Origin of the sequence: Pseudomonas sp. FW300-N2A2 (assembly GCF_017351735.1) — a bacterium.
In the GTDB taxonomy this organism is placed as follows: Bacteria; Pseudomonadota; Gammaproteobacteria; order Pseudomonadales; family Pseudomonadaceae; genus Aquipseudomonas; species Aquipseudomonas migulae.
In genome coordinates, this window is the sequence record NZ_JACNDU010000012.1 from 96,942 (window position 1) to 116,370 (window position 19,429).

At 58.7% G+C, this 19,429-nt stretch carries 20 protein-coding genes; 7 read left to right on the forward strand and 13 right to left on the reverse strand.

Annotated elements, in window-relative coordinates:
* The first annotated feature begins 35 nt into the window (after nt 1-35).
* Nucleotides 36-986 carry a phospholipase D family protein gene (locus tag J4E42_RS16940; RefSeq protein WP_207285710.1) on the forward strand — a complete coding sequence of 317 codons (951 nt, stop codon included), beginning with the start codon at nt 36-38 and terminating at the stop codon, nt 984-986.
* A 65-nt stretch (nt 987-1,051) separates the two neighbouring features.
* On the forward strand, nt 1,052-1,444 hold the full coding sequence (locus tag J4E42_RS16945; RefSeq protein ID WP_008025435.1) for a GNAT family N-acetyltransferase: 393 nt from the start codon (nt 1,052-1,054) through the stop codon (nt 1,442-1,444).
* A gap of 12 nt (nt 1,445-1,456) precedes the next feature.
* Here J4E42_RS16945 and msrA read toward each other — a convergent pair whose 3' ends face one another.
* From msrA to msrB, 3 genes are read right to left on the reverse strand one after another with little or no spacing between them, the layout of a single operon-like run.
* On the reverse strand, nt 1,457-2,164 hold the full coding sequence (msrA, locus tag J4E42_RS16950; protein ID WP_207285711.1) for a peptide-methionine (S)-S-oxide reductase MsrA: 708 nt from the start codon (nt 2,162-2,164) through the stop codon (nt 1,457-1,459).
* A 31-nt stretch (nt 2,165-2,195) separates the two neighbouring features.
* The gene (locus J4E42_RS16955; protein ID WP_207285712.1) at nt 2,196-3,971 is read right to left on the reverse strand and encodes a cytochrome c biogenesis protein DipZ; all 1,776 of its coding nucleotides are present in this window, start codon (nt 3,969-3,971) and stop codon (nt 2,196-2,198) included.
* Nucleotides 3,972-4,005: 34 nt separating this feature from the next.
* Nucleotides 4,006-4,524 (reverse strand): peptide-methionine (R)-S-oxide reductase MsrB, encoded by a 519-nt coding sequence (gene msrB, locus J4E42_RS16960; RefSeq protein ID WP_207285713.1) that lies wholly within the window; start codon nt 4,522-4,524, stop codon nt 4,006-4,008.
* 150 nt (nt 4,525-4,674) lie between these two features.
* On the opposite strand from msrB, the gene J4E42_RS16965 reads away from it, so the two are divergent.
* From J4E42_RS16965 to J4E42_RS16985, 5 genes are all read left to right on the forward strand, one after another.
* Nucleotides 4,675-5,391, forward strand: a complete 717-nt coding sequence (locus J4E42_RS16965) for a response regulator transcription factor (protein WP_207285714.1) — start codon at nt 4,675-4,677, stop codon at nt 5,389-5,391.
* Nucleotides 5,388-6,905 carry a HAMP domain-containing sensor histidine kinase gene (locus J4E42_RS16970; RefSeq protein WP_207285715.1) on the forward strand — a complete coding sequence of 506 codons (1,518 nt, stop codon included), beginning with the start codon at nt 5,388-5,390 and terminating at the stop codon, nt 6,903-6,905. The genes J4E42_RS16965 and J4E42_RS16970 overlap by 4 nt, the downstream gene beginning before the upstream one ends.
* A 52-nt stretch (nt 6,906-6,957) precedes the next feature.
* Nucleotides 6,958-7,458 (forward strand): DUF6622 family protein, encoded by a 501-nt coding sequence (locus J4E42_RS16975; protein ID WP_207285716.1) that lies wholly within the window; start codon nt 6,958-6,960, stop codon nt 7,456-7,458.
* Nucleotides 7,459-7,624: 166 nt separating this feature from the next.
* Nucleotides 7,625-8,329, forward strand: a complete 705-nt coding sequence (locus J4E42_RS16980; protein WP_008025424.1) for a hypothetical protein — start codon at nt 7,625-7,627, stop codon at nt 8,327-8,329.
* 221 nt (nt 8,330-8,550) lie between these two features.
* Nucleotides 8,551-9,981 (forward strand): PLP-dependent aminotransferase family protein, encoded by a 1,431-nt coding sequence (locus J4E42_RS16985; RefSeq protein ID WP_207285717.1) that lies wholly within the window; start codon nt 8,551-8,553, stop codon nt 9,979-9,981.
* Between the two features lie 110 nt (nt 9,982-10,091).
* Here J4E42_RS16985 and J4E42_RS16990 read toward each other — a convergent pair whose 3' ends face one another.
* From J4E42_RS16990 to J4E42_RS17035, 10 genes are all read right to left on the reverse strand, one after another.
* Nucleotides 10,092-10,892 carry an N-acyl homoserine lactonase family protein gene (locus J4E42_RS16990; protein ID WP_207285718.1) on the reverse strand — a complete coding sequence of 267 codons (801 nt, stop codon included), beginning with the start codon at nt 10,890-10,892 and terminating at the stop codon, nt 10,092-10,094.
* A 13-nt stretch (nt 10,893-10,905) separates the two neighbouring features.
* Nucleotides 10,906-11,865, reverse strand: coding sequence for a diiron oxygenase (locus J4E42_RS16995; protein WP_207285719.1), 960 nt, complete (start codon nt 11,863-11,865; stop codon nt 10,906-10,908).
* Nucleotides 11,866-11,932: 67 nt separating this feature from the next.
* Nucleotides 11,933-12,691 carry a TauD/TfdA family dioxygenase gene (locus J4E42_RS17000; protein WP_008025417.1) on the reverse strand — a complete coding sequence of 253 codons (759 nt, stop codon included), beginning with the start codon at nt 12,689-12,691 and terminating at the stop codon, nt 11,933-11,935.
* A gap of 21 nt (nt 12,692-12,712) precedes the next feature.
* Nucleotides 12,713-13,585, reverse strand: a complete 873-nt coding sequence (locus J4E42_RS17005) for a branched-chain amino acid aminotransferase (protein ID WP_008045173.1) — start codon at nt 13,583-13,585, stop codon at nt 12,713-12,715.
* A gap of 24 nt (nt 13,586-13,609) precedes the next feature.
* Nucleotides 13,610-14,950: a KamA family radical SAM protein gene (locus J4E42_RS17010; protein WP_207285720.1), complete on the reverse strand. Its 1,341-nt coding sequence runs from the start codon at nt 14,948-14,950 to the stop codon at nt 13,610-13,612.
* A gap of 31 nt (nt 14,951-14,981) precedes the next feature.
* Nucleotides 14,982-15,626: a glutathione transferase gene (yfcF, locus tag J4E42_RS17015; protein WP_207285732.1), complete on the reverse strand. Its 645-nt coding sequence runs from the start codon at nt 15,624-15,626 to the stop codon at nt 14,982-14,984.
* A 206-nt stretch (nt 15,627-15,832) separates the two neighbouring features.
* Nucleotides 15,833-16,300 (reverse strand): cupin domain-containing protein, encoded by a 468-nt coding sequence (locus J4E42_RS17020; protein WP_008045169.1) that lies wholly within the window; start codon nt 16,298-16,300, stop codon nt 15,833-15,835.
* Between the two features lie 82 nt (nt 16,301-16,382).
* Nucleotides 16,383-16,880, reverse strand: a complete 498-nt coding sequence (locus tag J4E42_RS17025; protein WP_008025407.1) for a RidA family protein — start codon at nt 16,878-16,880, stop codon at nt 16,383-16,385.
* 49 nt (nt 16,881-16,929) lie between these two features.
* Complete coding sequence (locus tag J4E42_RS17030) at nt 16,930-18,210, reverse strand: biotin carboxylase (RefSeq protein ID WP_207285721.1); 1,281 nt, start codon at nt 18,208-18,210, stop codon at nt 16,930-16,932.
* A 42-nt stretch (nt 18,211-18,252) separates the two neighbouring features.
* On the reverse strand, nt 18,253-19,353 hold the full coding sequence (locus tag J4E42_RS17035; RefSeq protein WP_008043746.1) for a hypothetical protein: 1,101 nt from the start codon (nt 19,351-19,353) through the stop codon (nt 18,253-18,255).
* Nucleotides 19,354-19,429 lie beyond the last annotated feature (76 nt).

The following is a 19,429-nucleotide window of genomic DNA, read 5'->3' on the forward strand; positions in this document are numbered from 1 at the left end:
CTCAGCAAGTCAAAAAATGGAGCAATAGCATTGTTATGGAAATTCTGAACAACGAAAACAATCTAAATGCTTATTTAGAAAAAATTCACAACAAACAAATAACAATAGTTAGTGCCTTTGCAAGCAAAACAGAAAACCTGATTGACACAATGCTAAAAAATGAAAACTCCATTGAGCTTATTATCGGAACAATCAACTCATTCTCCTCCCCCGATTTCATTGAACACTGCAGAGACATCAAAAATAACAAGCTTAACTTTTCTGTAGACTTTGGTTATCAGGCAAGCACCCATTGGAAGGTGTACTTGATAGCCCCGAAGACCGTCATTATTGGAAGTGCCAATTTTACAAGCACCGGAATCAGTCTATTTCGCGACACTTGTGTAGTTATTACCAGCAAGGAGCTTCACAACAACTACAAAAAAGAAATTGCAACAATCAAAAAATCACCCGCCGTTATTTATTCTCGTACGGACACCTTCAACAGGCATTTAAACCTTTACAGAGCGAATCACGACAAGATGCAAAAGGCCTTAGCCAGAGGCATGCAATACGCCGACGGTCCTGATTGGCTAAAGGATGAGTCTAACCAGTCACTGCCAATTTTTATATGGGACACCTATCACACCGAGAAGACAAAAGAGCGCGCACAGAAAGTACTAAAGGAAAACACTTCAACCATTGAGCATAAGGGCATTCGTGACTTTTTCTGTTATGACGCTTCAAGCGGATGCCCCTACAATGAGGGCGACATCGTTATCTGCACCAGCAACAAAGGTCACTACCTTGACTTTTACAGTTTTGACCGAATCATAAAAAGCGGCAAGACATATTACATCTACTCATTAAAACAAGGAAAACGCTTTCGCCCCTTCCCGATAAAACATAGAAAAAGCCAAATTAAAATCCACCTTTCAGACTGGTACGAGCAAGGTATTACTAAGCTGAACAGAGACAACATATCCAGCTTTATGTGTGACGACTAGACTTTAGTTATTTCCATCGTCATGTGCACCAGACAAGGCATCACCCAACGACCATGAGAGACACCATGTACATCTGTGACTTGAAACCCGCAGCGGTTGAATCTGTTCGCCTTTTTCTCGCAAAGAACGGATGGGCCCATCGCACAGGTTCGTCTGATCATTTTGCTCTGCTGATCGCTAACTCCCAACGCACAGCCATTGCGGTGAAGGATTCCAGGATCATTGGGTTCGCCCGAGGCATTACCGATGGACTGTCCAACGGTTATCTGTCGATGGTTGTCGTATGTGAGCACCATCGACTCAAAGGTGTCGGGCGTGCTCTGGTTGAGCATGTCATGGGTGACAACAACGAGATCACCTGGGTTTTACGAGCGGGTCGCGAAGGTGCTTCGGATTTCTTTTCGGGCCTGGGGTTTGAAACGTCGACCATCGCGATGGAGCGTCCGCGTCGTAAGTAACCAAGCCGCCAGTTACATCCCCGCCTTCACCAACACCGGTTTCTCTTGATACCGCTCCGGAAACAACTTCTTCAACTGGGCCACTTTCGGTAGATCATTGATAACGATGTACGGATAGGTGGGGTGTTCAGTCAGAAAGTCCTGATGTTCCTCTTCTGCCGGGTAGAAACCGTTATAGGTTTCCAGTTTGGTGACGATCGGTTTGTTGAACGATTTCGCAGCGTCGAGCTGGGCAATGTAGGCCTGGGCAACACGTTGCTGCTCGCTGTTTTCCGGAAAAATCGCCGAGCGATACTGCGTGCCGTGGTCAGGTCCCTGACGATTGAGTTCGGTCGGGTTGTGAGCCACCGAGAAGTAGATCTGCAACAAGGTGCCGTAGCTGACCTGAGTGGGGTCGAAGGTCACCTCGACCGATTCCGCGTGACCGGTATTGCCGTCGCTGACCCGCTCGTATTGAGCGGTGTCGGCCGCCCCGCCCGCGTAACCGGAGACGGCTTTCTTCACGCCTTTGACATGCTGAAACACACCTTGGACGCCCCAGAAGCAACCGCCGGCGAACACGGCGGTTTCGCTGTGGGCCTGGGTGATTTCGTCGAGTGTGGGTGCGGGGATGATGACCGCGTCTTCGGCGGATCCGAAAGAGAACGCAGAGCATTGGCCGATGACGCCAGCGGCGGCCAGTCCCAACAGGGTGCGACGCAAGGTGAACAGGGTTTTCATGAGGCGGACTCCTGAATCAGTGAGGTGGCGATCAACCGAACGTAAAGGCATATGCCGAGACACCCGGATCGAGAAATTCGATGCTGAACGTCCGATCCGTTACTGCGCCGGACTGGCGCACCAGTTGATACAAACGTTGTTCGGTGACGCTACCGCTGCCATCGGGCGCCACGTCTGTACCGTGGGCATCGCCGGGGGCTTTTCCGTCAATCAGCACTTTGAAACGCACCGGCCTGCCGTCTGCGCCGGGTCCCAGTACCAGATGCAAATCACGTGCGTGGAAGCGGTAGACAATGCGACTGGCGGGCGCGCTTGAAGTGGCCCGCTCCGGACCGACAATCCACTGACCACCCAGGCTCCAGTCATTCAGGGCCAGTTGCGACGGAGGGTTGTAGGTCATCAACTTGTCGGGAACCAGACTGGTTTCGGGGACGAAATGCTCCGAGCGCTGGTAGCCGAGATAGGTTTCCGGCGACTGCACTTCGTTCATGTCCGGCGCGAGTTGAACACCCTCGGCATTGGCATTAATCAACCCGTCATCCACCTTGGCGGCACCCGCTTCACGCAGCAATTGCTGGATCACCCGCTCCGACTCGGCGTACTCGCCTTCGCCAAAGTGGTGATACCGAATGCGCCCCTGGGCGTCGGCAAAATAGTGGGCCGGCCAATACTCATTGTTGAAAGCTCGCCAGATCTTGAATTCATTGTCGATGGCCACCGGGTAGTTGATACCCAGGTCCTTCATGGCTTTGGTGACGTTGCCTACGTTGCGCTCGAAGGCGAATTCGGGCGCATGGATGCCAATCACCACCAACCCCTGATCGCGGTATTTTTCAGCCCAGGCTTTTACATAGGGCAAGCTGCGCAGGCAGTTGATGCAGGAGTAAGTCCAGAAATCCACCAGCACTACCTTGCCCTTCAACGCCTGGGCATCGAGTGGTGGCGAGTTGAGCCATTGCACGGCGCCATCCAGCGATGGCAGCTTGCCTTCGATGGGCAGTGTGCCCGGCGCTTTGTCAGCCACATTCATCGCACCGTCAGCGGTCGGGTTCCTCGTCATCATCGCCTCGCTGCCGTTCGGTGTCTTACCGGCCAAACGACCCACCAGCGCCTGCTCGATACCACCGGTAGATGCCGTAGAAAACCGCGCCAGAATCCCGGTATCTAGCCCCAACGAAATCGCCGCCACACCCGCCAGCATGGCCGCGCCCAAACCTCGACGGACCCACTCGCCAGCACCGATGGAACGCTTCATGGCGGCAAAAACCTTACCGCCCAGCAGCAACGCAACCGCAAGGGAAGTGGCGGCACCGGCGGCGTAGGCCAGCAGCAACAGGGTGGTGGCGATGCTTGCCCCTTGCAGCGCGGCGCCGGTTAACAACAGGCCCAGAATTGGCCCGGCACACGGCGCCCAGAGCAGCCCCGTGGCAACACCGATCAAAAACGAAGCACCGGGACGCGGCCGGGCATCGGCGCCCGCCGCCTCCGACAACCGACTGCCAGCCGCCACCAACGGGCGCGTCAGACGTTCGGCCAACTGCGGCAGCAACAGCGTCAGCCCGAACAGGGCGACAAACACCAGCGCGAGCCAGCGTCCATACTGATTGAGTTGCACCACCCAACCGCCGCCCACTGCCGCCAATGAAGCGACCAGCGCGAAGGTCAGCGCCATGCCCGCCAGCAGCGGCAGGCTGCTCTTCATGAACGGCTGCCCGGTGCGAGCGAAGACAAACGGCAACACCGGCAGAATGCACGGGCTGACGATCGTCAGCACACCACCGAGATAAGCGAGGATCAGAAGCCACATAGCGTCGACCTGCAGGAAATGAGAGAAAAAGGAATCAAGCCGCCTGTGGCTTGAAGGTCATCGCCAGACCGTTCATGCAGTAGCGCAGACCGGTAGGTTTGGGCCCATCGTCGAAGACATGGCCCAGATGACCGCCGCAACGCCGGCAGTGAACCTCTTCGCGCACCACACCAAAGGACCGGTCCTGACGGGTCGCCACCGCCTTGTCCAGCGGTGCCCAGAAACTCGGCCAGCCGGTGTGGCTGTCGAACTTGGTGGCAGAGGAAAACAGCGGCAGATCGCAACCGGCACAGGCAAAGGTTCCATCACGATGCTCATTGTTCAGCGCACTGCTGTAAGCCCGTTCAGTGCCCTCTTCCCGCAGGATTTCGTACTGCTCGTCACTGAGCAGGGCACGCCATTCGCTGTCAGTGTGCGTCACCTCGAAAACCTCCGCCGCGCTGGCCTCGCTGACCAGCGCAGAGCTGGCAGCAAATTTTGGCAATACACCGATCGCCAGGGCTGCAACCCCCAGCCCGCCGCTCGCTACAAGAAATTGTCGCCGTGAAAACATGGCCGTCTCCAAAATCCAAAGTGCCTTTCATGGAACACAGCCTAGGCTTGGGTTGATCGCCAAATCCTCACGGGAAGTTAAACAATTCGTGATAACTCTGGCCCCGGAAAACCCGCACAATGCGCTCATTGCGCCGAAGGATTGAGCTTGATGGAACCGACCAAACGCGTCCTCGTGGTCGAGGACGACCTGCATATCGCCGACCTTATCTGCCTGCATCTTCGTGATGAGCAGTTCGAGGTGGTGCACTGCGCCGATGGCGATGAAGGCATGCGAATGCTGCAGCAAGGAAGCTGGGATGCACTGATCCTCGACCTGATGCTGCCGGGCGTCGATGGCCTGGAAATATGCCGGCGCGCCCGCGCCATGGCCCGCTACACACCGATCATCATCACCAGCGCGCGCTCAAGTGAAGTGCACCGGATTCTGGGGCTGGAACTCGGTGCCGACGACTACCTGGCCAAACCCTTTTCCATGCTCGAGCTGGTCGCCCGGGTCAAAGCGCTGTTGCGACGGGTCGACGCCATGGCCCGCAACCTGAAAATGGACGCCGGCAGCCTGATTGCGGACGGGCTCGCCATCGACCCGATCACCCGCGACGTGTCCCTTGACGGTCGCCGCCTCGACCTCACGCCACGGGAGTTCGACCTGTTGTATTTCTTCGCCCGTCAGCCCGGCAAAGTGTTCTCACGCATGGACCTGCTCAATGCCGTGTGGGGTTACAGCCATGAAGGCTACGAGCACACGGTCAATACCCACATCAATCGCCTGCGCGCGAAAATCGAGGCCGACCCGGCACAACCGGTGCGCATCCTCACGGTGTGGGGCCGTGGCTACAAATTCGCGGCCAGGGAGGAACAGCCATGAGGCTGACCCTCACCCAGCGGCTGTCGCTGGTGTTCGCCGTGCTGTTGCTGGTGTGCTGCGGCACCTCGGCATGGATGCAGGTGCGTTCCAACCAGATGCATGAACAGGAAGTGGTGCAAGGGCTGTCGCGGGATCTGGCCCAGCACATCGCCCGTGACACCGTGCTGATGGACACCCAGGGCCTGATGCCCAATGCCGTGCGTGACCTGTTCAGCAAACTGATGCTGGTCAATCCCAGTGTCGAGGTTTATCTGCTCGACACCGAGGGCAAGATTGTCGGCAGCGCCGCGCCCGAGGGCCGGATTCATCGCGAGCGGATCGACCTCGCGCCGATCCAGCGCCTGCTCAAAGGCGATGCCCTGCCGATTCTCGGCGACGACCCGCGCAGCGTCGATGCGCGCAAGGTGTTCAGCGCCGCGCCGCTGAAAGTTGACGGCAAGCCGGCTGGTTATCTCTATGTGGTGCTGCTCGGTGAGGACCACGATCGCCTGGCTGAACGCGGCGCCACCAGTGCGGCACTCAATACCGCCCTGTTATCGATCGGGTTGGTTGCACTGCTGTGCCTGATTGCCGGTCTCACCGCATTTGCGCTGATTACCCGACCTTTGCGCCGACTGACCGAAACCGTCAGCCAGTTCGACATCGATGGCGTCCCGGCCACGCCTCCTGAATCAGCGCCGGTGGAAAAAACCGCCAGCCACGATGAAATTGCCATTCTCGACGCCACCTTCCGACAGATGCAGGCGCGCCTCAGTGAACAATGGCGTTCGTTGACCCGCCAGGATCAGGAACGCCGCGAACTGGTGGCGAACATTTCCCACGACTTGCGCACGCCGCTGGCCTCGCTGCACGGTTATCTGGAAACCCTGTCACTCAAGGACGCCACGTTGTCCCCCGCCGACCGCCGTCGCTACCTCGGCATCGCTCTGGACCAAAGCCGCAAAGTCGGCGGTCTGGCGCAATCGCTGCTGGAGCTGGTGCGCCTGGAACACGGTTTTGTGCAACCGGTGCTGGAGCGCTTCTCCCTGACCGACCTGGTGCAGGACATCTTCCAGAAATTCGAACTGACCGCCGAGGCGCGTCAGGTCGAACTGAAAGCCAACTTTGCCCCCAACGTTGCAGCCGCCTGCGCCGATCTGGGGCTGATTGAACGGGTGCTCACCAATCTGTTCGACAACGCTCTGCGCCACACCGCCCAAGGTGGGGAAGTCGAACTGAGCCTGCGCCCTCAAGGGTCTTTCGTCGAAGTCACCGTCAGCGACACCGGGCCCGGCATCGCGCCAGAGCTGCGCGAAGGGTTGTTCCTGCGCCCGTTCAACATTGGCGGGGCACGGCGCGATGGCGGACTCGGGCTGCGAATCGTGCATCGGATCCTGCAACTGCACGGTCGCGATATCCAGCTGATCGACGTGCCCGGGCGTGGTGCAACGTTCCGCTTCACACTGCCGGTTGATCAGCAAACCGCAGAGCAATGGGCGGTGCGGTCGATGAATCTGAATTCACCGGGGAAATAGTCGCCGCAACCGCTATGATCCCGACTTCACTTTTCGGCAAGGACGCTGCTCGATGCTCAACACCCTGGAAAACACCCCGCTGTGGGTTTATGCAGTATTTCTGCTGCTCTGTTACTACGGCATCAAAGCCCTGTCCCCGACCCGTGAAAGCAAATTTTCACTGCTGATCACACCGCCGATTTTGTTAGGCTGGTCGCTGTATTCGCTGAATCTGACTCCCGACTTCTCACTCTCAATCAGTTGCTGGCTGGCTGCGGTGATCGTGGGCAGCGTCGTCGCACTGGTGATTTTTTCGCGCAAGGGTGTCGAGCTGGATCAAGCGCAAACCGGGCTGATCGTGCCGGGCACGACAAAAACCCTGGTGCTCTACCTGCTGTTCTTCGCTGTTAACTATTACTTTGGCTACCAGGCCGAGGTTGATCCGCAGCACTCGGCCACGCTGTCGATGGTGTTGCTCAAGGCGTGTACATCGGGGTTTGCGAGCGGTTTGTTCTGCGGACGCTCATTCCGGTTTTATCAAACATTCCGCTCCCTGAAGCCCGCCATCCTGTAGGAGCCATCGCCAGCAAGCCGGCTCCTACAAGGTGGTGGTAGCCAGTTCTTTTGCCCGCTCGCCTGTTCACCCGTGACAACGCCGCGCAGGTCCAATAGATTAGGCGGCCTGAAAAAGCCCTGTGCTTTTTCGCCCCAATTCAAGTTAAAGAAGTAGTGAAATTTCAATGTCCGATTCCAATACCGCTGAATCCGTAGTCACCTTGTCGTCCAAAGCGGAATACGAAAACTCCATCAATCTTTCACAGCACGTGCCCCAGGCCAAGACCATCGCCGAGATGGTGCTGGACGCTTTCCAGTCCACCCGGGAAAGCGACCAGATCCGCGAGCTGCGCGCCGCGATTCGCCAGGCCCACGACCGCTTCGACGACGATAAAGCCTATGAATTGATGGGCGAACTCAAGCAACTCAAGGACGCCGAGGCGGCCGATATCGCGGCCCTTGAAGACCTGAGCAGCAAATTCTCGATCAGCCGGATCCTTTCCAGCTTCAAGGACGATCCTGCGTTTCAGGAGATCGTCTACGGTCTGGCCCTGAAAGTACTGAACCAGACGCATCAGGCCATCAGCAACCCAACCAGTGGCAAGAGCAAAACGGCCCGCGCCAAGAAAGATGTCGAAGTGTTCACCATCAGCAAGGACGGGATCAGCGTCACGCTGCCGCTGCGCACTCCGCGCTCGCGCCTGAACGTTGACCGCGAGGCCCTGGAGTTCCTCGGCTTTACCTTTGTCGGCGAAGGCGATGAAGCAGAGCTGGAAAGCGAATCGTTCCTGGACAGTAGCGGAACCGAACACGCCGTTAACCGCAAAAACATCATCACCGCGCTTCAGCAGCAAACCGCGTTCGATGGCTACAGCATCGCCGCGCAGTAACACTTCCCGCTCAGCAGCGCCTCAAGCGCCACTGACCTAAAAGCCCCGCCCTAGAGCGGGGCTTTTTATTGCCCGCGATTCCGGCAAAAGCGCGATTACTCTCTGTGTATCGACGCCAGAAAAAAACTTCCCTTAACCCTTGAGCACCACGGGTCCGCCTGCGGGGAACGTCAACTTTCTTTCCAGCCCAAGACCTCAGTGGTGCGATTGCTGAGGTCATCATGCACCCGACCCCCTTGTATCGTCAGTTAGCCAACCACTACCTCGACGCGATCCGCAGCGGCACCTTGAAAACCGGGGAACGCTTCCCCTCCATTCGGCTGATGATGGAAAAACACGCCGTCAGCCTGTCGACCGCGGTGCAGGTGTGCCGGGAGCTTGAGGACTATGGCGTCCTGGAAGCCCGTCCGCGTTCCGGCAACTACATTCGCCAGCCGGACACCTTGCCCAAACCGGTCGTGACCACAACGCCTGCGCCCCTTGATACCGAGGTCTATCTCGGCATTCACGAGCAAGTGTCATCGGTGCTCAAGGCCAGCCAACGCGCGACGGTCAAGGTCAATTTCGCCAGCGCCTACTGCGCGCCGGAACTCTATCCGTTGAAGATTCTGCAAGACCATATGAGCAAGGCATTGCGTCAGGATCAGAAACTGCTGGGTGCGACAGGCCCGACCTGCGGCAACATCGAGTTGCGCAACATCCTTGCCCGACGAGCGCTGACGGCAAAGGCCAACTTGAGCGCCGAGAAAATGGTGATCACCAACGGCGCGACCGAAGCGATCAACCTGGCCTTGCGTGCGGTGACCCACCCCGGCGACACCGTGGCCGTGGAATCCCCGACCTTTTACGGCCTGCTGCAAATTCTCGAAAGTTTGAACTTGCGAGTGCTCGAAGTCCCGGCAACGGCCCATTCGGGCATCAATCTGTTCGCGCTCGAACAGCTGTTGCAAGGCCCCGAACGGATTCGGGCGCTGATCGTCATTCCCAATCTGCAGAATCCGCTCGGCAGCATCATGCCCGACACCCACAAGGCGCGGCTGGTGCAATTGTGTGCCGAGCACGGCACCGTGCTGATCGAAGACGATACCTACGGCGACCTGGTGGACACCGAGCAGCCGTTATCCACGCTCAAACACTGGGACCGCACCGACAACGTCATCTACTGCGCGTCGCTGAACAAAACGCTGGCGCCGGGCATACGCCTGGGCTGGATCAGCGCCGGGCAATGGCACGACCGCGTGGAAATGCTCAAACACACGCAGTCCCGAGGTTGTGAAGCGTTGTCGCAACTGGCGGTCAGCGCGTTCATGAAGACGCCGTCCTACGAACGTTACCTGCGCCGCTTGAGGAAAACGCTGACACAGCAGCGCCAGCAGATGAGTGCGGCGATCACTCGCTATTTTCCACCGGGCACCCGCATCACCCATCCACAGGGCGGTACGTTGTTGTGGGTGGAACTGCCGGTTGAACAGGCGTCCATGGCGTTTTTTCATGCGGCGTTGAAGGTGGGCATCCAGATTTTGCCTGGGGATATCTTTTCCAACGCCCAGCGCTTCAGTCACTTTGTGCGGATCGGTTGTGGGGCGCCGTATTCGCCGAAGATTGATGAGGCGCTGGCGACCCTCGGCCAGCTCCTCAAAAACCAAAGCTGACGTATTTCCTGTAGGAGCGAGCGGTGCGGCGTTCCGACTTGCCCGCGAAGAACGATAATGCGGTCATTCAGGAGAACCGCGTTATCGTTCTTCGCGGGCAAGCCTCGCTCCTACAAGGGATTGGCGTGCAGGCAGATGATGTGCGGATCGTCGTTCCAATGCGGGAAGCGCTCGGCGATCAGCGGGTCATGGCCGGGAATGACGTGGTCTTCGCCGTCGGCCAAACGGTCGATTTCGATAAACGCTTCCAGCGTCTGCGCCAGATCATCAATGATCGGGAACGGACTGCGCTGGCGAATGTTCGCCCACAAATGCGCCGCATCCGATGCCAGAACAATCCACCCGCGTGCGGTGTTCACCCGCACCACCTGGCTACCCGGCGTATGGCCGCCCACCGGGTGCAGCGTTACGCCGGGAACCACCTCGACCGTGCCGGTATGCAAGCGCAACCGGCCTTCGAACAGCGGTGGCAGAGCCGACATCACATCCTCGACCTCGTAGGTTTTGTTCACCGTGCGATGGGCCATTTTCGGACCGGTGCAGAAGCGCAGCTCCGCTTCCTGCAAATGCACCGTGGCTTTCGGAAACAACCCCAGGTTGCCGGCGTGGTCCCAGTGCAAATGGGTGAGGATCAGGTTCTCGACCTGCGCCGGATCGATGTCCAGTTGACGTAGGGAATCTTCCGGCAGGCGATACATCTGACGGTTGCGCCGATCCGCTGTCGCGGGTTGAAAGCACGTGTCGACCACAATCACCTGCTGCTCATTACGAATGACCCAGAAGTAGTAATCCAGCGGCATCGACGCATTCGGATCACCGCAGCAGGCATCGTAAAGAAAGTTCTCCCGGGCAGTGCGCTGGGCATTGGCGCCGACTCGGATGGCGAACACTTCGTACACAGGAACGGACATATTCACCTCCCGATCAGGCCACTGCAGCGGTTTTGAGGGTCGGACGGAAGTCGAAATCGATCTCGTCGCTAATCCCCAGATCCTGCGCCAGACGATGCAGGCCGCTGTAGTCGCGCATGATCGTGGCGTTCTTGTTGCTCTCCCGGGTGTCGGCAATGATCAACGCCGCATCCTCGACGCCGAGTTGCGTCAGAATCGCCTCCCACATCGAGTAGTCCTGAGCGACAAAGGCGCTCAGCGCCACCGACAACGTCTGTGCGAAAAATGCCCGTTGAGGCGGCTGCATGTTGGCGTACATGATCTTCGCCACTTCCGCGAGAATCTTGCTGTGGGCATATTCATCACGGTTGTGCAGTTCTGCCACGCGACGGTTTTGCGGTTGAATGGTTTGATCGTCGGCCAGCAGATCCAGGTAAGCGTTGACGCTGATCTCGGCCACTACCGCGAAAGTGATCGCCGCCAGATCGCGCTGCCACTGCTCGGGCAATTCCTCACGCAGCGCGGCAAGACGCAGATAGGTCACCGACGGCGGCAGGTCCAGATCCTGATCGAGCGCTCGATCCTCTTTGGTCCGTTCGATGGCCCGCAGGTGCATGAGCGTGTGGTAGTGCTCGTCGATCAATGTCTGCTGCATCGCTTCGCGAAAATGCCAGTCGTTTTTGCCCAGGTACTGATTGGCGATGACGCTCAACGCAGGGTTCACCACATGCTCTTCGGCCGTGACCGTGCGCAGGTTGTAGCCGATCCAGCCCCAGGTCACCACGGTGCTTTTGAGCTCGTCGCTCAGGGCCTGGAATTTCGGGTGATGGAAAAACGGCACCATGCACTCCGGGTAATCCGGGCGCGTCGGGTCGAACGTTTCGCTGACCGAGGTCTTGTCCGGTGCGCACACCGTGGCCCTTTTGGTCCAGGCCTGATTGAGCCGCACGACCAGTTGATGATCGACCTTGGCGATCTCGATTGCTGTTTGCATGACGCGATACCTGTAAGACGCGTACCCGCCGAGGGGTACGCCGATGGAATTGTGGGCGACGGATGAATCAGGCCAGCCAGTAGCGAGTCAGGTTTCGCGCCGGGTCAGTGTATCGACTGCGGGCGTGGATCATTCGCCAATTGTCCCAAATCAGCATGCAGCCGTCGGGAATCAGCACCGGCGTGTTGTGCTGGATGAAGTATTCCTCGCCGAGCATCGCGAACCTGGCCAGTGGCGATGAGCTGTTCGTCACCTTCGATTGCTGCAGATCCTCCTCGGAAGGGTTCACATCGCCGTAGTGAAACTGGTTGTAGCTGAAGCGGAAAATGTCCCCGTCCTCTGTAGGCGTCAGGATGTATTCCTTGACCCGCGTTTGCGCCACTTCACCCGGTTTGGCGGTGGCCACGAACTCCACGGGCGTGTCGTCGATCCATTCGCGCAACTCGGGCTCCGTGCGTTCGAGGAATGCCAGGAACTCGATCCCGTCGACCAACCCGGTATGTCCGCCACCGCACGTGGCCTGATGATGACAATGCAGCGCCAGATAACGCGGCGGCGGGCCGTAGACCGGCGCTTCGGTGTGCGGGCCGATGCCGTTCATGCTCTGGGAGTACGGCAACGCTTCGTACCCCGGTTTGCGGGTAATGGCGAAGGCCGTCTGCCCGTTGAATTGCGGAATGATCTGACCGAACGCCTGCAATGTGCCGACGACATCGTAGGCAAATTCGGCCGGGGTCAGTACCGTCCAGCCACGGGACGACAATTCGTCATGGCGGTGGCCCAGTGAAACGTAAGGTGTAGACGCAACAATCCCTTGATCTGACATGGTGAAGTTCCTGGCGGTTTATCAGGCGTTAACGGTTGAGGTGTAAGCGGCAATGAATTCGCGGCAGGCGTTGCCCGGTCGGTAGCGCTGCTCGTCGATGCTCTGCACGGGGGTGATTTCGGCGGCGGTACCCGTCAGAAAACACTCATCGAAATCGCCAAGCTCCGTAGGAAGAATGGTGCGCTCGACCACTTGGTAATCCAGCGCCCCGGCCAATTCGATAACGGTCTGGCGGGTGATGCCATTGAGGAAGCAATCGGGTAGCGGCGTGTGCAGCGTCCGGTCCTTGACGAAGAACACGTTGGCGCTGGTGGCTTCGGCGACGTGGCCGCGCCAGTCGAGCATCAACGCGTCGTGAAAACCGTTGTTTTCCGCATCGTGTTTGCTGAGCGTGGCGATCTGGTAATGCCCGGACGCCTTGGCTTCGAACGGGCTGCTGCTGGGTGGCGGACGCCGCCATTGCGCGGTCTTCAAGCGAATGCCGCCCATGTGCCCCGCCGGGTCGAAGTAACTCGGCCATTGCCAGCAGGCGATCGCCACGTGCACGCGGTTGAAACGAGCCGAGGTCGAGATCATTTCACTGCCGCGCCACGCCACCGGTCGCAGATAACCGTCCACGACGTTGTTGCGTTGCAGCAGTTCATGACTGGCCGCTTCCAGTTCGGCCAGCTCATAGGGAATAGCGAAATCCATCAACTGTGCCGAGCGATACAGCCGCTCGCTGTGTTCGCGCAGCTTGAAGATCTTGCCGTTGTAGACGCGCTCCCCTTCGTACACCGTACTCGCGTAATGCAGGCCGTGACTCAGCACATGCAGTCGCGCCTGGGACCACTCGACGAACTCCCCGTCGAGCCAGATAAAACCTTCTCGCTGATCAAACGGAATACTGCTCATATCCTTATCTCCTGATGAATCGTCCTACGCCGTTTCGAGCAGGACCGGTATCAATTCGGGCACTGCCGCAGGCTCCGGCTGAAAGAAGAACGCACGCTCGCCAAACGCTGGCCGCAACTCGTCGAACCAGGTCACGTTCGGATCAAAGCGCGCATAGAACGTGCGCAATACCCATTGCGGGTCCCGAGCCTGGAGAAACTGCAGCACGAAGACTTTCTCCCCGGCCACGGTCTCGATGCCGTTGATCAACACCTTGCCGTAGAAAGTGCTCATGGACGGCCCGCGCACGGTGCGCGCCAGCCCGGACACCGTGCGGTAAGCCGCCTGGAAGATCTCGAACGCACGCGCCAGTGGCATCGCGAAGTAGTGGCTGGGCCCGGTATCGCGCTCGACGAACATGTAATAAGGCACCGCACCCAACCGCACGCCTTCAGTCCATAGTTCGGCCCAATCGCCGGGGTTCTCGTTGATGTGACGGATCACCGGCGCCTGCATGCGCAACGTCGCGCCGGTGGAACGAATGCGTTCGACAGCCTGCCGGGCAATGTCCTGGCGAATCTCGACCGGGTGGTTGTAGTGCCCCATGACCGAGAGGTTTTTCCCGGCCGCAACGATGCGCTTGAACAGATCCAGCAGCTGCGGCGCATCTTTGTCGCTGACAAACCTCTGTGGCCAATACGCCACGGACTTGGTGCCGATGCGGATGCTTTTGAGGTGCGGCAGCGCCAGCAGCGGCTCGATGTAACCGGCCAGCGAACGGGTGTTCATGATCATCGGATCGCCACCGGTGATCAGCACATCCGTCACTTCAGTGTGCACCCGCAAGTAATTCACCAGCTCCTGGGACTCACGCGCGTTGAACTTGAGCTCTTCTTCGCCGATGAACTGCGCCCAGCGGAAACAGAACGTGCAGTAGGCGTGACACGTCTGACCGGCACCGGGGAAAAACAGCACGGTCTCGCGGTACTTGTGCTGAATGCCCGGCAGGACTTTTCCGTCGAGGGTCGCGCCGTTGTGCGTCAGCTGACCGGCCGGATGCGGATTCATGCGCAACCAGATCGCCTCGATCCGTCGCTTGATGGCGACGGCGTCATCCCGTTCGATCAGTTGCTTGAGCGACGCGTATTCGTCCGGTAGCAGCATGTCCTTGTGGGGAAAGGTCATGCGAAAAATCGGATCGTCCGGAATGTTGTTCCAGTCGATCAACGTGCCCAGCACATATTCATTGGTGCGAAACGGCATGACCCGGGCCACCACGGTCATGGCTTCCTGCAACGCTGGCGTCAGTTTCTGCCAGTACGGCGTGTCGCGAATGGTGCGTGAGTTGTAGGGTTTGTATCTTTCCAGCTCCGACGGTCCCTGCATGGCAGCGCTCCTGGTGATTGCCTGGCGTTAGTTACTGGATGGCCGGCGCTGCGCGCTCTATGTCCATCCATGCCCGAACGCTGTCGCGATCCCACTGCCGACGCACATAGGCCGCGAGCCGCTGAGGAACGCGGTCGCCATTGGCGAGCAGTCGATTGAGCATGATTGCCAGGTCGGTGTCGGCAATGCTCCAGTCACCGAACAGGTGATCGGCGCTCTCCTCCAGCAACCGATCCGCGACGAAGAACAGCCTTGCGACAGCGGCCTGGGCTTCGTCCGACAACGGGGTTTCTTTCTTGCCGAAGTAGATGAGGTCCGCCGGGCGCTCTTTGCGAATTACCAACAAATCACTGCGCAGCCAGGCCTGGAGTTGACGAGCGCGAGCGCGCTGCTTGATGTCGAGCGGGAACAGTTTTTTATGCCCCGGCGCTATTTCTTCCAGGTATTCGGCAATGGCCGAAGATTCAGACAGTGCAAAACCGTCATGAACCAGCGTGGGAATCTTGCAGGTCAGCGATACATCACGATAACTCGCCAGGTAGTTATCACGCGCCTTTAAATCAACCTTAACAAGTTCAAATGAAAGTTGCTTTTCTTTCAGCGCGACAAATGCCGACATTGCAAAAGCACTGACAAAATCTGCGCCAACATACAGTTTCAGCTTCGTACTATCCATAGAACGCTCCCTTGCACTAACCACAATAATCCGTTGCATTGGAATCGATCGTAGTTAGTTGGCCAGGTGCTGAACAGATACAGAAATTATCTGTTTCTACGGATACAGAAAGTCAAAACAGCCATGGCCTGCCGGGGTAGCAGAAATGAAAAAGGGAGCCTGCGCATGCGGACTCCCTGGTGGGCAAAACGGGAAGATCGAGCGTGTCAGACCGTGGCGTCTGCCGCATTGGAGAGCAACGCCATCTGGGGCATATTGCTCATGTTCAGCATGGCCAGCGGCTCAGTGGCGCTGGTGTTGACGAAGCCGTGCCGGGTCCAGGCCGGTACCAGCAACACGTCGCCGGGGCTGATGTTCACTGCATCGGCATCGCCCAGGGTCAAGGTGCCGCTGCCGGACTGAATGATGAAAAGGTGCCACCACGAATGGGCATGACCGTTCAGTTCGGTGCCGGGGTTCAACCATTGCATCGACACCGCCATCCCTGGCGTCAACTTGCAACCTTCGCTGCTGTCATGGTGAGCCAGCGCGACAATATCGACTTCGCTGGCGGCAAGGCTCTGACGCATATCGGTAAGTTCATCGCCCTTCCACACCCGCGCACTCACCGGTGGACGGGTCAAACTCTGGCGAAAGTCCTTATATGAAAAAAAACCACCTTGAATGTTATTCATCCGTAAACACCGAGTTATGAGCGACTTAAGTGACCAGACACTAGGCGAACAATTGATCACTGTAAAGTCGGCACACTAACACTCACAAGACCGAAGGCCGAAGCGCCACAATCATGTCAACTTCTACGGCGGCATTTTTCGGTAACTGATAAACGCCGACAGTGGTTCGAGTATGTTTGCCCGCATCGCCCAGCACATGGCTGAAGACATCCGATGCACCGTTGGCAACTTCGCTGAGGTCAACAAAGTCCGCCGTGGACTTCACGTAAACCGTGATACGTATCAGCGACTTAATTTTGTCCAGCGAGCCGATGGCATCAACGATCAAGGCCAGCCCGCGCATGGCGCTGATACTGGCGGCCGCTTGTGCATCGGCCAGGCTGAGTTCCAGCCCCACTCTGCCGGGGTAGCGGATTTCGCCGGTCATGCGCGGCACCAGACCGCTGAGATAGAGCTCATCGTGATGCCGAATCAGCGGCGCGTAATGACCACCCGCGGTGTTTTCGCCGTAGATGTCATAGTCCAGCTCTTTCGCCAGGGCTATAAAGCGCTCATCACAGGTCATTTTTTGCTCGATCATTGAAACAATCCTCTCAACTCAAAAATACCAAAACGCAGGTCCGGGAGACTTAACCCGCGGCTCTCGCCGGGGCCGCCAGGCTAGTGACCTCGACACGTGATTCGATCGCGTCTGCCAGGCGCAGCAGGTTGTCGCTGAGCTGTGCGTAGTCTTCGCTGAACAACACGATGTGGCCGATAAACGAAGTGTTGTCCTTCACCAGTGCGGTGACCGAATCACTGAGGCGTTTGGTGTAAACGGCTTCTACCAGCTCGATGTTCAGGTCCCGGGCCAGGGACTCGATGTCCGGCACGTAGCGCAGCAGGCCGCCGGCCGGCGCCCGGACTAGACGGATGCCGCAATAGCCCCGAGCGACGGGATCGCGCGGGTCGGTCTTGCCTTCCACCGCCCACCTGACCCAGCGCTCCCACGGATCGAAATCGACGAACGCCAGGCGGGCCAGGTCCCAGATGTGCATGCCGCCGGGGCGCATGTTGGTTTCCACCGCCGACGTCAGGCCGTCGCTGCGCAGGAACACCTCGTTGTGGTACGCGCCGTTAGCCTGCGAGACCAACCCGGACATGTGTCGTCCGGCGGCCGCCAGTCTGGCTTGCACGTCTGCCGCCAGCGGTGCCGGCACCACTTGCTGGATTTCTGCGCGATAGGCGCCTTCGGTGGTGGTTTTCTCCGTGACCCACGTGCTGCCCGCAACGTAATCCCAGCTGTATTCCCGGGCGTTCTGAATCAGTTCTTCAAGGACGATGCCGCCCTCGCGATACGGCTTGAGTGCCTGCCACGCCTCGTCGCACTCGGACGGATGATGGATGACCCGGCAGCCCCTGCTTGCGCCTTCGCAGGCCGGTTTGATGAAGGCTTTGCCGCCCAGCTCGACGACCCGCTGACGCAGCTCGGCAAGGCTTTCGATGCGCACGGAAAACACCGGACGATAATCTTCCGGCGACTGCTCGGCCGCCGCTTCCAGCTTGCGAAAGATTTGTTTATCCAACCCCGCACGCGCCTCGGCCGGGGTAATGCCGGGCAAGCCGTAATGACTCGCCAGCGCCGCGCCGAGCAGCACGCCACGGTCGGAAAACGGCAGCACGCCGATCAGTTTCCAGTGATCGGCACTCAAGCAACCCGCCACCAGTTCCAGGGATTCGGTGACGTCTTCCGGCGCCAGGGACGTGCTGCAGACGTGATCGGCCACCTGGTCGTCGTCGGGCTGAATCTTCTCGACCAGCAGGATCAACCGGGCGTTGTAGAGCGTTTTGCAGAGTTCGCGCAGTTTCTGGATGTCGTGAACCCGATTGCCGTTGTACCCGACCACCACTACGCATGACGTCGTATTCATGAAGCCTCCGACCTGTGGAGTAAAAAACGCAAACGCGGTGACTCAGTCGTGCAGCGACGCGTTGGATCTACGGTTGAGCCAGTACCAGGCGAGGATGCCTCCCGCGCCGATGGCAGCCAGCACCAGGGCGCTATAGGGCGGCGGCATGACCCGCATGATCAGCACCGTCAGGCCGGCACCGACGCCCAAGGACACTTCCTTGACGAACATGTTGTTTTGTTTGACGGAGAAGTAATCGAGGTAGCTGAACGCACACTCGGCGATGGACAGCAGCGCGACCCAGATCAACGCGCCCACGAGGGTTTCGACGTGGAATGCGCCCGGCGACGAGAGCACCGCGAAGCCGCCGATGATGATCCCGATGACAGCGACCACTTTGAAGCGCCCGGTGCGCTCGATCAGTTTCATCACCGGCACCTGGGCGAAGACCACCACGGCGCTGTTGAGGATCAGCATCAGGCCATACCAGGCCGGCAGTTCGCCGGTTTCGAGCAGGATTGCCTGGGGCAGGATCGAGAACACGCCGAACAGCTTGATGCCCATGATGATGCCGGCGATCACCCATGGCAGTTTGTTGCGCCAGCCGCTGCCGTCATGAGTGACCGGGCTGGCAACCACCGGTTGGGAAGTGAAGGTCGCGCCCATGGCGATGGGCAGGCACAGCAGGACGAAACCCGCCGCACCGAGGAAAAACAGGGTCGGGGTCAGCAGCGGCGAGAGCAGGATCAGCCCCGCTACCAGACTGCCCATGTTCATGGCGACGCGGTTGTAGGCCGCGCCCTCCTTGGTCTGGGCGGCTTCGCTCTTGATCAGGTAACCGGCAATCGCGATGCCGTAGGCGAACAGCGCGGCGGCGAACATCACCATGCCCTGGTTGCTGGTGACCGCCAGCAACACCAGCCCGAGGGCGGCGCACAACAACGTGACGCTCAGGGAACGGCGGCCCAGCACCAATAACGTCAGCGGCAGCAGCAACAGCAACGCCCGATAACCGAGGGCGAGGATGCTGTTGGTGGCGGTGTCGAGCCAGACGTTGGCCTTGCCCAGCACGGCAAACAGCGACACGGCGGTGATGATCCGGATCGTGAACAGGCGAATATTGATCACCGGTTTAGCGACGGCGACCGTTGTTTGAACACTCATGCAACACCTCTGGAACCAGCGATTGTTCAGGCGTTCAGCGCGAACAATCAGGAAAGTCTGTAAGGTGATGGTAGAG